14 protein-coding genes are annotated in these 13,365 nt (G+C 62.6%); 9 read left to right on the forward strand and 5 right to left on the reverse strand.

Annotation, left to right across the window (positions count from 1 at the left end):
* Window positions 1–429 precede the first annotated feature (429 nt).
* A complete protein-coding gene (locus NKK51_RS08580) occupies window positions 430–999 on the reverse strand; it encodes a DUF2569 family protein (protein WP_128305852.1) in 570 nt (189 codons plus the stop codon).
* Between the two features lie 124 nt (window positions 1,000–1,123).
* Entirely contained in the window at window positions 1,124–1,738 is a 615-nt protein-coding gene (locus NKK51_RS08585; protein WP_352552280.1) for a TetR/AcrR family transcriptional regulator, read from the reverse strand.
* 91 nt (window positions 1,739–1,829) lie between these two features.
* Here NKK51_RS08585 and NKK51_RS08590 point away from each other — a divergent pair, with 91 nt between their 5' ends.
* The 5 genes from NKK51_RS08590 to NKK51_RS08610 are packed head-to-tail and all read left to right on the forward strand — an operon-like array spanning window position 1,830 to window position 6,395.
* Complete coding sequence (locus NKK51_RS08590) at window positions 1,830–2,921, forward strand: polyamine ABC transporter substrate-binding protein (RefSeq protein ID WP_352552282.1); 1,092 nt, start codon at window positions 1,830–1,832, stop codon at window positions 2,919–2,921.
* 13 nt (window positions 2,922–2,934) lie between these two features.
* Window positions 2,935–3,789 (forward strand): ABC transporter permease, encoded by an 855-nt coding sequence (locus tag NKK51_RS08595; RefSeq protein ID WP_352552284.1) that lies wholly within the window; start codon window positions 2,935–2,937, stop codon window positions 3,787–3,789.
* Between the two features lie 2 nt (window positions 3,790–3,791).
* A complete protein-coding gene (locus tag NKK51_RS08600; protein ID WP_352552286.1) occupies window positions 3,792–4,574 on the forward strand; it encodes an ABC transporter permease in 783 nt (260 codons plus the stop codon).
* Complete coding sequence (locus NKK51_RS08605) at window positions 4,571–5,635, forward strand: ABC transporter ATP-binding protein (protein ID WP_023812111.1); 1,065 nt, start codon at window positions 4,571–4,573, stop codon at window positions 5,633–5,635. Before NKK51_RS08600 ends, NKK51_RS08605 begins: the two co-directional genes overlap by 4 nt.
* A 1-nt stretch (window position 5,636) precedes the next feature.
* A complete protein-coding gene (locus NKK51_RS08610) occupies window positions 5,637–6,395 on the forward strand; it encodes an MBL fold metallo-hydrolase (protein WP_023812112.1) in 759 nt (252 codons plus the stop codon).
* A 6-nt stretch (window positions 6,396–6,401) separates the two neighbouring features.
* Here the strand turns inward: NKK51_RS08610 and NKK51_RS08615 are convergent, their stop codons facing one another.
* The 3 genes from NKK51_RS08615 to NKK51_RS08625 form a co-directional block, all read right to left on the reverse strand.
* Complete coding sequence (locus NKK51_RS08615) at window positions 6,402–7,103, reverse strand: TetR/AcrR family transcriptional regulator (RefSeq protein ID WP_023812113.1); 702 nt, start codon at window positions 7,101–7,103, stop codon at window positions 6,402–6,404.
* Window positions 7,104–7,241: 138 nt separating this feature from the next.
* Entirely contained in the window at window positions 7,242–8,669 is a 1,428-nt protein-coding gene (locus NKK51_RS08620; protein WP_352552289.1) for an amidase, read from the reverse strand.
* Window positions 8,670–8,757: 88 nt separating this feature from the next.
* Window positions 8,758–9,792: an extracellular solute-binding protein gene (locus tag NKK51_RS08625; RefSeq protein WP_352552290.1), complete on the reverse strand. Its 1,035-nt coding sequence runs from the start codon at window positions 9,790–9,792 to the stop codon at window positions 8,758–8,760.
* Between NKK51_RS08625 and NKK51_RS08630 the strand changes: the two genes are divergently transcribed.
* The 4 genes from NKK51_RS08630 (at window position 9,764) to NKK51_RS08645 (ending at window position 13,320) form a co-directional block, all read left to right on the forward strand.
* Window positions 9,764–10,042, forward strand: coding sequence for a hypothetical protein (locus tag NKK51_RS08630; RefSeq protein ID WP_352552292.1), 279 nt, complete (start codon window positions 9,764–9,766; stop codon window positions 10,040–10,042). The two genes, NKK51_RS08625 and NKK51_RS08630, sit on opposite strands and share 29 nt — an antisense overlap.
* Window positions 10,043–10,242: 200 nt before the next feature.
* On the forward strand, window positions 10,243–10,494 hold the full coding sequence (locus NKK51_RS08635; protein WP_352552293.1) for a hypothetical protein: 252 nt from the start codon (window positions 10,243–10,245) through the stop codon (window positions 10,492–10,494).
* A 260-nt stretch (window positions 10,495–10,754) separates the two neighbouring features.
* A complete protein-coding gene (locus NKK51_RS08640) occupies window positions 10,755–11,528 on the forward strand; it encodes an NAD kinase (RefSeq protein ID WP_352552294.1) in 774 nt (257 codons plus the stop codon).
* A 202-nt stretch (window positions 11,529–11,730) separates the two neighbouring features.
* On the forward strand, window positions 11,731–13,320 hold the full coding sequence (locus NKK51_RS08645) for a DEAD/DEAH box helicase (RefSeq protein ID WP_352439940.1): 1,590 nt from the start codon (window positions 11,731–11,733) through the stop codon (window positions 13,318–13,320).
* Window positions 13,321–13,365: the final 45 nt, after the last annotated feature.

The raw sequence follows: 13,365 nt of genomic DNA on the forward strand, positions 1-13,365 counted from the left end.
CATCAACATGGACGACCTGCGCGAGCACAAGAAGCTCGCTCTACGCCAAGCCGCATGACCAGCTTCATGATCGCCCATTTTGCAGAACTTGACGCACACAACCTGTCAGAGCAATTTAGATGCCAGACTTTTTGACCCGTTATGGGGCACAGCCGTCGCCTTTGCAGTCGGTTCTACCCCGCCGTAGGAGGCACCGGCCCAGTAATGTTCCACCGGATGAACTCGACTTCCTTCCCGGTGACTTCCCGCAACGCGTTTAACAGCACCTCATGCAGGACGCGCGTCTGCCTGAATCCGATTCTGCCTGAATCCGATTCTGCCTGCCGATCACCGCGCGCAGTTCGGGTTCTCCCCCTCGCGCTTCACGGATTCGATGAACATCAGTTCGCCGAGCCCGTGATGCTCCAAATATTCCAAGTTTGCTGTCTTTTATGACACGCTCGCGACCTGGGTGGATGCCCCAACCCCGGTGAACGTGTTCCGGACCCTGACGGACTTGTAGACGTAGGCGACCCAGAGCCCTGTCAGCACAAACGAGACTATCGGGGCCACCAGCGCATCGCCTGCGAGCACCAGGCTCACCGGAACGCCCAGAACTGACGCAACCCAGATCGTGTCCAGGATGAAAACGACAGGAATCGCCAGCCACTGGAGCAGAAACAATTGCGGAAAGCGGTGGCTTCGCCGCAGCATCGAAACGAGCACAACCAGCTGAAGCGCCAGAAATGCCAGATTGAGAGCAAGTTCGCCATACACCGCCAGGGGTCCGTTCGGGAGGGTCATGAGTTGCTGGTAGCCGTCGGCCGAATTGGCGAAGTCGGCAAGTGTGCGCAACGGTGATAACGTCTGACCGATCGCCAGCAGCATTAACCAGCCGCCGAAGCCCACAAGAGCCTCGGGATTCTGCGACGGCTTCGCGGCTGATCGAACAGCAAAGAAAACAGGCACGCCGATCAACAGCAGCAAGATCGCCCAATGCCAGATAGAAAACGTCCCCATTTACCCCTCCCCCGTTTTTGCTCCTATAAGTTGTATCAGGTTTTAAATTCAACTCAAGAGCCGACATGCATCTGAAACCAGGTCTTATGCGGAAGCAACGCTTTCTCCTGCCCTTTCCTGCCACTCACACCGCAATCGCCGCCACCAGAATCCTGTTCTGCCTCCGTACCGCCGCCCGCAATTCCGCAATCCTAGCCGAATCGCGCTTCACGAATTCGATGAACATCATGTTCATGTTGTTGAAGATCAGTTCGCCGAGCGCTGCCCCGTCGATGTCCTGCCGCACAAGGCCGAGCGCTTGCAGGCGGACGATCAGGGCGCGGATCTGTTCGGTTAGAGCACGGTCGAGCGCGGTGTAGGCTTGGCCGAACGGGCTATCGGGCAGTTGCGTTGAGATCGCCATCGCCTGCCGCCACATCTCCTTGCTGAGATAGTGCAGCGAATGCTCGATATAGATGCCGATCAGCGTGTCCAGCGCGTCGCCGACATTGGCCGGCGGCCTGGCGACGACGCCCTGCCCGGCATTGAGCACCTCGTTGACCTCCAGCGAGACGATGGCGCCGAGGATGTCGCCCTTGTTCTGGTAGTAATTGTAGATCGTGCCGACCGAGACCTCGGCCTGCGCGGCGATCGCCTCGATCTTGGCGCCCTCATAGCCGGCCTCGCGAAACAGTTCCGCCGCCGCCTCGATGATGCGCCTGTGCCGGTCCGCCTTTTGCCTTGCCCGCAATCCGCTCATATCAGCCTCTTGCCATAAAAACAGAATTGACTCAATTTTAGAATTGGTTCAATTTTTTGCAAGAAGCCACAAAGGCAAGGGAGAACACTCGATGTCCGCTAAACCTACATCCAGGAATCCGCTTTCCATCCTGAAGAGCCATCTGCATGCAGCGTGCGCCGCCACGACGCTGCTGCTCGGAGCCTGCAGCGCCGCCCGGGCCGCCGACCTCAACGCGCTGATCTGGTGCGATCATGCCGATCCGGCATTGCTGCAGCCGTTCGAGGAGGCCAATGGCGTCAAGGTCAACGTCAAGGAATTCGAGGGCACCGGCGCCGGGTTGGCCATCGTCGAACAGTCGCAGCCGGGCGACTGGGACGTGATGGTGATCGACAGCATCGACATACCGCGCGGCGTCGAAAAGGGCCTGTTCGAGCCGCTGCCGGAAGACAAGCTGCCACTGGCCGACCTGTTTGCGCAGGTGAAGATGGACGGCTCCACCGTCGTCGGCGGCAAACGCTACGGCATTACCGAGAAATTCGGCTACAACACGATCGGCTACAACAAGACCAAGGTCGACCCGGCCGACATGCAGTCGATGGCCGCGCTCACCGGCGACAAGTACAAGGGCAAGGTCGCCATCTACGACTACTATCTGCCGGTCATCGGCATGGCCGCGCTGGCCATCGGCAAGAAGACGGCCGATCTCACCGAAGCCGACCTGCCCGCCCTCAAGGACGAGCTTTTGAAGATGAAGGCGAACGCCAAGCTGGTCGGCGAAGTGACCGCCAGCCAGACGGCGCTGGCGACCGGCGAGGTCGACATTCTGGTCGGCGGTGGCGAATGGGTGACGGCGGGCCTGGCCAAGGAGAACCCCGCGCTGGACTTCTCCATCCCCAAGGAGGGTGCGGTGCTGTGGTCGCAGTCGCTGGCCATGTTCAAGGATTCCAAGAACAAGGACATGGCGCTGAAGTTCATCCAGTACATTATGAGCCCGGAGGGCCAGGCGCGGCTTGCCACCTCGTCCTGCTATTGGGGCATGCCGGCGAACACCAAGGCAGCGCTCACCGACGACCAGAAGAAGGTCCTGCGTTTCGACGAGCAGCCGGGCTTCCTGGCGCGCGCCCAGGCCTATCCGGCGCCGAGTGCCGATCTCGACAAGAAGATGCAGGACATGTGGACCGAAATGCTGCAGGCGAAATGAGCCGATACCGCTCATGAGCAGCTCGGCAAATAACCCCCTGCCCCGGGCGGCCCTGCCCTGGGCGCTGGTCACGCCGGCGCTCGGCTGGACGCTGCTGTTCTTCGTGCTGCCCTTCATCGCCATGGGGTTTTCCAGCCTGACGGCGCATGAGGGCGGCGGTTTCACGGCGTCCAACTACAGCCAGTTCTTCACCAATCCGTCCTACTGGCAGGCGATGGTGAACTCGCTGCAGGTCACCGCCATCGTCACCGTGATCTCCGTGCTGCTCGCCTATCCCTTTGCCTGGATTCTCGCCGAACAGGTGCCGGAACGCTGGCAGCGGCTGGCGCTGATGCTGGCGGTGCTGCCGTTCTGGACCTCCTATGTCGTGCGCTCCTACTCCTGGCTGCTGGTGCTGGCGCAGAATGGCGTGCTCAACCGGGCGCTCACCGGCTCCGGCCTGTTCAGCGAGCCGCTGCAACTCGCCAACACTCGTTTCGCCACCGTCACCGGCTTCGTGCATTTCTTCGTCATGCTGTTGACGCTGACGATCTTCGCCAATGTCAAGCAACTCAGCCCGAGCTACCGCAAGGCAGCCGCCGATCTCGGCGCCGGGCCGGTGCGCACCTTCCTGCATGTCGTGCTGCCGCTGACCTTGCCCGGCATCATGGTCGGCGCCTTCCTGACCTTCGTGCTGTGCATCGGCGACTACATCACGCCGCAGATCCTGGGTGGCAACAACGAGCTGCTGATGCCGCAGCTGGTGATGATGCAGATCGGCCGGCGCGGCGACTTTCCGCTGGCCTCGGCGCTGTCGATCATCCTGATGGCGGTGGTCACTATTGCCTACCTCGCCTGCGCCCGCTGGCTGAAGATCGAGCGGGCCTGACCATGTCTCGGATTGTCCGCGTCATTTCCTGGCTCTACGCGATCGCCGTCTACGGCTTCATCTTCCTGCCGGTCGTCGTGCTGGTGCTATTTTCGCTGCCGGCGACGTCGTTTCCGATCCCGCCCTTCACCGGGCCATCGCTGCGCTGGTACGATGCGGTTCTTTCGGACACGCGGCTGACCTCGGCGCTGGTCAACTCGCTGCTGGTGGCGTCCATCTCCTCGCTCGCCGCCGCCACGCTCGGTTTCCTATCCGCCTGGGGCTTTGCCCGTTTCGTCCTGCCGGGCTCCGGCCTGCTGCGCGGGCTGATCACGCTGCCGCTGACGGTCAGCTATCTCATCATCGGCATGGGGCTGCTGGTGCTGTTCAACTGGGCCGGCTTGCCGAAATCGCTGCTTGCGGCAGGGATCGGCCATGTCGTGATCAACCTGCCGCTGTGCTTTGCCATCATCTACAGCCAGATGGGCGACCACCAGATCAACATCGAACGCGCCGCGCGCGACCTCGGCGCGCCGGAATGGAAGGTGCTGCTGTTGATCACCGTGCCGGTCATGGCGCCGGCCATCTTCGCCGGCTTCTTCCTGTCGATGACCTTCTCCTGGGACGAGTTCGTGATCTCCTTCCTGCTCACCCGCTTCGACACCACGCTGCCGGTCGAAATCTGGAACCTGCTGCGTTCCGGCCTCAACCCGAAGACCAACGCCGTCGGCTCGCTGGTTTTCGCCGTTTCCATCGTGCTGGTCGTGCTGTTCGAATTGACATTGCTGCGCAGGAGAAAGGCATGACTGCGCCTTTGGTCGATATTCGCTCCGTCTCGCATCGCTTCGGCCAGCATACGGTGCTGAAGGACGTTTCGCTGCAGATCGAGCCCGGCAGCTACACGATCCTCCTCGGGCCCTCGGGCTCCGGCAAGACGACGCTGCTGTCCATTCTGGGCGGCTTCGTCACGCCCAGCGAAGGCAAGGTGTTCATCCGCGGCGAGGACTGCACGTCCGTGCCGCCGGCCAAGCGCCCGACGACGACGGTGTTCCAGGACTATGCGCTGTTCCCGCATATGAGTGTCGGCAGCAATGTCGGCTTCGGCCTGCGCATGCAGGGGGTCGATGGCGCGACGCGGGCGGCAAAGGCGCGCGCGGCGCTGGCCCTGGTTGGTCTCGCCGCTGCTTTCGACAAGAAACCGCACCAGCTTTCCGGCGGCCAGCGGCAGCGCGTAGCTCTGGCGCGGGCGCTGGTGATCGAGCCGGCGGTGCTTCTGCTCGACGAGCCGCTCGGCGCGCTCGACCTCAAATTGCGCCGGCAGATGCAGGACGAGTTGAAAGCAATCCAGAAGCGCGTCGGCACCGCCTTCATCCACGTCACCCACGACCAGGAAGAAGCGATGGCGCTCGCCGACCATTGCGTGGTGATGAATGACGGGCGCATCGAGGACGAAGGCCCGCCCGAGCGCGTCTACGCACGGCCGGCGACACGCTTTTCGGCGACCTTCATGGGCGAAAGCACGATCCTTGCCGGCACGGTCACGGAGGCCGGGGACCGGACAGGCACTGTCGCGACGCCGGTCGGGCCGGTCTCGGTACCCGGCGCCTTGCCGGTGGGCTCTGGCGTTGTGCTGGCCATACGACCGGAGCATCTTGTGCTCGGCACGGCTGCAGGCAGCGTCAAACTCGGTACTGCCAGAGTGAGCGACATCGTTTTCCAGGGCAGCTTCAAACGCGTGCTCGCCGTCTCCGTCGAAGACCCCTCGCTTCACTTCATCGCCAGGCTGCCCGCGACAGCTACCGTCCGGCCGGGCGACACGGTTGCCGTTTCGTGCGATACCGACCAGATCATTCTGCTGACGGATTGAAATGGGCACGCTCGCGGTCATCGAGGCACCAGACTGGTACGAGACCATCCGCATGAGCGATGGCGTGACCTTGGTCCACGAGCCATGGATAAAACCGTTCTTCCGCTGCAACATGTGGCATGTGCGCGGTCGCGACCGCGATCTCCTCTTCGACACTGGGCTCGGCCATTTCAGCCTTCGGCGTCATGTGCCGCTGGTCAGCGAGCGCAAGCTGATTTGCGTCGCCAGCCATACGCATTTCGACCATATCGGCTGCCATCACGAATTTCCGGACCGCTGCGTACACGCCGCCGAGGCCGACATCCTCGCCGATCCGCGCAACGAATGGACGGCAGCCGGCACCTATGCGACCGACGAGATGTTCGATCGCATGCCGCAAGGCTGGGACACGGCGCGCTACGGCATTTTACCCGCACCCGCCGGCCGTCTGCTCGACCATGGCGATATCGTCGATCTCGGCGACCGGGCCTTCGAGGTGATCCACACGCCCGGCCATTCACCCGGCGGCATCGCGCTTTACGAAAACAGGACGGGCATCCTGTTATCCGGCGACATCATCTATGACGGCCCGCTGATCGACGACGTCTACCACTCGGTTGTCGGTGACTATGTCGCCACGCTGCTGTGTATGCGCGACCTCGATGTCTCGGTGGTGCATGGCGGCCATTTCCCCAGCTTCGGCAAGGTGCGCTACCGCCAGCTTGTCGACGAGTATCTGGAACAGAAGCGGCAGGCAGGCTGCCATCTGCGGCAGCCCTGAAAGCGGTTAGCGCATCAGTTCGAAATGCCGCGGAAACGCCTGATGCAGCAGGAGCAGCATGGTCTTGCGCAGCACGTTGGTGTCACGGCTGGACGGATTGAGATGATCCCAATACCAGGCGCCATGAACCAGATAATTCAGGCTCTCCGACAGCGTGTCGATGTCGACGCCGGTATAACCGCCGCTGCGCGAAATCTCGATCAGCAGCTCGCGCGCCTCGGCGGTGTAGGCGAGATCGCTCGGAAGGCCGATCTCGTCGTAGATCTGCATGCTCTTGCGGTCGCTGGAGAACACGACAAAGACCGAAACCCATTTCGGGTGCTGGCGGGCGAAACGTTGCGCGCAATCGACCGCGCCCAGGGCCCGCTCAACCGGAGACAGGCCGGGCGCCCGCACCAACGTCACCCACAGCTCGTCATAGCGATCGCTGAGATACTGCAGGACGGCGCGAAACAGGTTCTCCTTGCTGCGAAAATGGAAGACGACCAGGGCATTGGACGAGCCGACATGTTCGGCGATGCGCTGCATGGTGACGCTTGCCAGCCCCTCCTCCGCGATGAGCTCGATGGTGGCGTCGATGATCCGCTGCACGCTGGCTTCGCCGCGTTCGCGCCGACGGTCCTTGGGCGGCGCGGCATCGTTTGCCGAAACCCCGTCCTTGGCCATTGCGCCTTTGCGTTTTGCCGCCGCGGCCTTTTGTTGCGCCATCTTCGTCCAGTTCCTTTCGGACCTTCTGGCGGCGATCACCGGCCGCCACGGATCCGTCTATTCGAGATGTCCGGCGCCGGCTCACCACAACCGAGACCGCGGATCAAGCACCGGTGCGGCAAGGGCCGCAGCGCCCTGTTATAGCGACGGGCGCGTTTCGGCGTTTGTGTACCACTGCCCCTTGGCCGTCTCATAGGCCATGGCCGCGCGGAAAACATCGGCATCGCAATAGGTGCGGCCAACGATCTGGATGCCTGTCGGCACGCCGCTTGCCGCCCGGCCCGAAGGGATGGACAGAACCGGACAACGGCTCATCATGTTGAACGGCGTCGTCATCACCCAGCCAAGCGACGGGTTCACCTGCTTGCCGTTGATCTCGACCGTGCCCGTGGTCTGATCGAACTCCGCCGGCACGGAGGGAAGCGCGTTGGTCGGGCAGACCAGCACATCATAAGTCTCAAGCAGCGGCCCCAGCGTCTGGTACATCCTGGCCGCCACATCGAGGGTTCCGACAAAATCCGTGGCTTTGGACTTCTGCCCGTCCTCGGCGAATTGACGTGCATAGGTCGTCATGTCCTTGCCGTGCTCCTTGAGCAGCTGCGACAGCGAAGCGCCGAAGAGATGTTCGAGATAGGCCATGCCCGCCCTGAGCACGTCGTCGCCCCAGCCCAGATCGACTTCCTCGACCGTGGCGCCGAGCGAGCGGAACACGTCGCAGGCGGCAAGCGTGTTCTTGCGCACATCGGCGTCCACTTCGAAAGAACCGAGGTCCATCGAGAAAGCAATCTTCCAGCCCTTGATCGGCTTGTAGTCGCTGGGCAGGCGCAGTTTGGGGCGCAGCGTGGCGATGTCGAGCGGGCTTGGCCCGGCCATCACGTTCTGCAGCAGGATCGCATCCCCGACGTTTCGTGCCAAAGGTCCGGTGTGGCAGTAGAAATCGAGGTTGAACGGCGGCTCGTCCGGATTGCGCCCGTAAGGCGGCTTGAAGCCGACAAGACCGCAGGCCGACGCGGGAATGCGGATCGATCCGGCAATGTCCGAACCGGTGGCGATCGACGACGTGCCGGATGCCAGCGTCGCCGCGGCACCGCCCGACGAACCGCCGGGTGTGAAATCCGGGTTCCACGGATTGCGCGTCACGCCCCAGCGTTTCGACCAGGTATAGCCGGCGCAGCTGAATTCAGGCGTCGCTGTGCGGGCATGGACAATGCCTCCGGCCTTGATGATGCGCTCGTTCATCGTCGAGGTATGGCCGCCTATCGCATCCCCAGACAGCAGCGAGCCGTGCGAGGTCGGCTTGCCCTTGATGTAGCTCTCGTCCTTGATGCCGATCGGCAACCCCTCGAGCGCCCCGGTCCGGGCGCCCCTGGCGTATTTCGCCTCGGCCTTCCCAGCCAGGTCCATCGCCTCGTCGAAATGCGTGAAGGTGAAGCAGTTGATCGTCGCCTTGGTTGCCTCTGCGCGGCGGATGGTGGCCTGCATCAGTTCGACAGGCGAAAGCTTCTTCGCCTTGAACAGCCGCAGCGCCTCGCCGGCCGGCATGTAGCAAAGGTCGAGATCGGTCATGGGAAGTCTCCTGCGATCTGCGCATCGCGTTTGGCATGGACGGGAGATGACCGCGCCGCGTGCAGCGGCGCGGAAAACGCGGGTCAGGTCATTTCTGCAGGTCGGTCCAGATCTTCGTGTAGAGCGCCTGCACATCCGGCGGGCAGGCCTGCATGAACTGGCCCTTGGGGGCGAACTCAGCGGGGATGTTCACTTCCGGCGCGGTCTTCATGTCGTCGGGCATGAAGGCTTCCGAGCCCTTGATGCCGTTCGAATAACGCGCAAAGGCTGAGATCAGCGCCGCATTCTGCGGATCCATGATGAAGTTCTGGAACAGCTTGGCGTTGTCGATATTCTTGGCGTCCTTGAGGACAGCGACATTGTCCATCCAGATCGGATAGCCTTCCTTGGGATAGCCATAGACGATCTTGTCGTTCTCAAGCCGCTCGCGCAGCGATATGCCGTTCCAGTTGACGCCCGCGGCGATGTCGCCCCTGCCCAGGCCATCGACGGCCGCATAATCGAGCGAAAGCCATTTCGCCTTCGCCTCCACCAGCTTGTCATGCACCTTCTTCAGCATCTGCATGTCGCTGCTGCAATATTTGCCACCCTCGTAGGCGATGGCGAGGAACATGATGTCACCCATTTCGGGTACGACATTGATCTTGCCGACGAGTTCGGGGGGTGGGTCGAGGAAGATCGCCGATGTGTTCGGGTCGCCGGCATAAACCGACTTGTTCACCGAAATGCCGGTCGTGCCCCACTGCCATGGAACGGTATATTTACGGCCTGGATCGAATGGAACATCGACCCATCTGGGATCGACGTTTTTGAAGTTTTCCATCTTGTTGGGATCGGTCTCCAAGAGCAGACCTTCGCTGATCCAGACCGGCACGACGCTCGCCGAGGGCACGACGATGTCATAGCCGGAGGCGCCCTGCCGGACCTTGGCCAAGGCGGTGTCGTTGGAATCATAGTCGGTGACGGTGACCTTGACCTTGTAGGTCTCCTCGAACTTCTTGATCAGGTCGGGACTGGTGTAGTTGCCCCAATTGTAGATGTTGAGCTCGCCGTCGGCACGGGCCATGCCCGTGACAGTCAGCAGCGACAGGCCGATGGCCGTCGCGGTCAGTTTCCAGTTCATGCTGCATGCTCCCATTGTTGGGACCGGCGGCACTACGGCCCCAAGTCCGTTTCCTGCTGATGAAAAGATGGCCGCGACGATGCCGACCGACGGCACGAGAACGGCCGTCGACATCGCACTCGCGGCATGCGGCGCGCCGGCAACGGCAAGCCGCATCGCGGTCGAGATATTCCCCTCTTCATTGTGGCCATTCACCGGCTGGCGCCGACTGTCCAACTCAATTCTCGACCTCAGGAGTAACTATTACTAAACATACAGTCAATATCTTTCCGCGGATACGGCCATGGCTCGCCGATTGATGCGCCCGATGCGGTGGTGACTGAGTGGGTAGGTAGGAAAGAACCTGGCCGCGACGCCGGGCGCGTCACGTCGTTGGGGCCGAAATGCTCGCGGCCGCAATTCGCGGTGGCCGACCGGCCACTGCTTTTTAAGGAGAGAAACCGCCGCGCGATGTCGCGCATCGAAGCGGCCGCCGATGCTGCCCGTCATCGCGAAGATGATCAGGACATTTCAGCGCTACAGCGCCCTTTGCGGACATGGCGCTCCGGCTGCGTCACCACAGCGCGACGCCGTGGGCTGCGGCCGGAAGCTCGTTTCTTCGGACTGGCGCACCAGTTCGGCAAAGAGCAGCGCGAAGCTTCCCAGCATCAGAAAGACGATGATCAGGCGTGTTACCGGCAAATGTCGGCCTCGACTGGCTAGCCCCCACGCCACCCATCCACTGCCGGCTAACATGACCGATCCGGCTTTACGAGACTTTAAGGCCGGTCTTAACCATCACATTCGCGTAGCCTTTGACATGATACGCGAACGGCAAGTCCGCATCCGCCGTCCCGCGGTCGCCTTGCCATCCGGCATGGGTCGCATCCGGGATGACAGCTCCCTTTGCAGACGTACCCCGCCCATGCTACCCCGGCGCTGGCGCGGCCCTGCCGCTGCCAATCGGTCGTCATCGGGGAGCCATGAACAAAGCCGCCAGCCGCATCGCCTTCGTCTCGTCCGACACCGCTGACGCCAAGACGGCGCTGGAAAGCCTGTCGGCGCGCTATGGCCAGTCTTCCGTCGAGGAGGCCGGGATCGTCGTTGCCCTTGGGGGTGACGGCTTCCTGCTGCAGACCCTGCGCGACACGATGGGGACCGGCAAGAAGGTCTACGGCATGAACCGCGGCACCATCGGCTTCCTGATGAACGAGTATCGTTCCGGTGGCCTGACGGAGCGTCTCGAAGCCGCCGTCGCCGAGACGATCCGCCCGCTGGAGATGCTGGCCGTGACCTCGGAAGGCGAAACGATTTCGGCACTGGCGATCAACGAGGTGGCGCTGTGGCGTCAATCGTACCAGACGGCCAAGATCCGCATCACCGTCGACGAACAGGTACGGCTTGAGGAACTGAACTGCGACGGCGTCATGATCGCAACCCCGGCCGGGTCCACCGCCTACAATCTTTCGGCGCACGGACCGATCCTGCCGCTCGACGCGCCGCTGCTGGCGCTGACCCCGGTCAGCCCGTTTCGCCCGCGCCGCTGGCGCGGCGCGCTGCTCTCCAACAAGGCGACCGTACGCTTCGACATCCGCGAGCCGGAAAAGCGGCCGGTGAACGCCGCCGCCGACCATACCGAGGTCAAGGCGGTGACCTCGGTAACGGTGCGAGAATCACCCACGGCGACAGCAACGTTGTTGTTCGATCCCAATCATTCCTGGAACGAGCGTATTCTCGCCGAACAGTTCCGCTATTGAGCCGGCGCTGCGGCCGACAGGTCGATTAAGCATCCCGATTAAGGTTACAACTTCACAATCGTGCCATTGCTGCCCGTTTCTGTTGACAAATCGAGGGCTTGCTCCTAATTGCAATACCAATCTTGCAGGCGCGTGGCGCTTGCCGCGACAGACGCCATTAGACGCCGTTGCGCTTCCCCGAACCAGCCAAAGACAACAACACTTGTCCTCAGACACCACGACCGCTCAAGAAGCGTTGACCTTCGCAGACCTCGGCCTGTCGCCGAAGGTCCTTTCCGCAGTCACCGACGCCGGCTATACCCAGCCGACGCCGATCCAGGCTGGTGCGATCCCGCACGCCTTGCTCGGCAAGGACATTTTGGGCATCGCCCAGACCGGCACTGGCAAGACGGCTTCCTTCGTGCTGCCGATGCTGACCCGCCTCGAAAACGGCCGGGCCCGCGCCCGTATGCCGCGCACGCTGATCCTGGAGCCGACGCGCGAGCTCGCCGCGCAGGTCGAAGAGAATTTCATCCGCTACGGCAAGAACCACAAGCTCAACATCGCGCTCTTGATCGGCGGTGTCTCATTCGACGAACAGAACAAGAAGCTGGAGCGCGGCGTCGACGTGCTGATCGCGACGCCCGGCCGCCTGCTCGATCACCGCGAGCGCGGCAAGCTGTTGCTCAACGGCGTCGAGATCCTCGTCATCGACGAAGCGGACCGCATGCTCGACATGGGCTTCATCCCCGATATCGAGCGCATCTGCGAAATGATTCCGTTCACCAGGCAGACGCTGTTCTTCTCGGCGACGATGCCGCCGGAAATCACCAAGCTGACCGAGAAATTCCTGCACGCGCCGGTGCGCGTCGAGGTCTCGAAGGCAGCATCCGCCGCCACCAACATCATCCAGCGGCTGGTCAAGTCCGGCTCCAAGCCATGGGACAAGCGCGAGACGCTGCGCAATCTGATCAAGGCCGAAGACGCGGAGCTGAAGAACGCCATCATCTTCTGCAACCGCAAGGTTGAAGTGGCGGAGCTGTTCCGCTCGCTGCTGAAGTATGATTTCGACGCCGGCGCGCTGCACGGCGACATGGACCAGCGCGCGCGCATGCAGATGCTGGCCAATTTCCGCGACGGCAAGCTGCGCTACCTCGTCGCTTCCGACGTCGCCGCGCGCGGCTTGGACATCCCCGATGTCAGCCACGTCTTCAACTATGACGTGCCGATCCACGCCGAGGACTATGTCCACCGTATCGGCCGTACCGGCCGCGCCGGACGCTCCGGAAAATCCTTCACCATCGCGACCAAATCGGACACCAAATACATCGATGCCATCGAACGTCTGATCGGCAACAAGATCGAGTGGCATGACGGCGACTTGTCGACGGTTGTTGCCAGCGAAGGCGGCGAGGATGATGCTCCGCGCCGTGGCAAGGGCGCACCGCGCCGCGCCGGCCGCAAGGACGACGATCGCGGCAGGGAAAAGGGCGGCGAGCGCAAACCGCGCGAACGCCACGCCAAGCGCAGCGAAGACACGGCACCGGAAACAGTCCGCGAGGATCAGCCCGTGGCCGAGGCCGCAGCCGCCGACGTCGGCGAACGGCGCTCGCGCAAGGAAGCGATCCGTTCGGAAAACACCGAGCGCAAATCATCCGATCGCAATGAACAGCGCGCACCGGAACGCGGCGACACGAGGCCGCAGCGCGACAACAGCCGCCCTGCCCGCCAACGACACCAGGAAGACAACGATTCCACCGTCGGCTTCGGCGATGACATGCCGGCCTTCATGCGGATCGTCGCCAAGGTCTGATTCCCGACCGCTTCAAAGGCAAGCCAGCCATCCGGCTTGTCTTCT

This window comes from Mesorhizobium sp. M0011 (assembly GCF_040324155.1).
Lineage (GTDB): Bacteria > Pseudomonadota > Alphaproteobacteria > Rhizobiales > Rhizobiaceae > Mesorhizobium.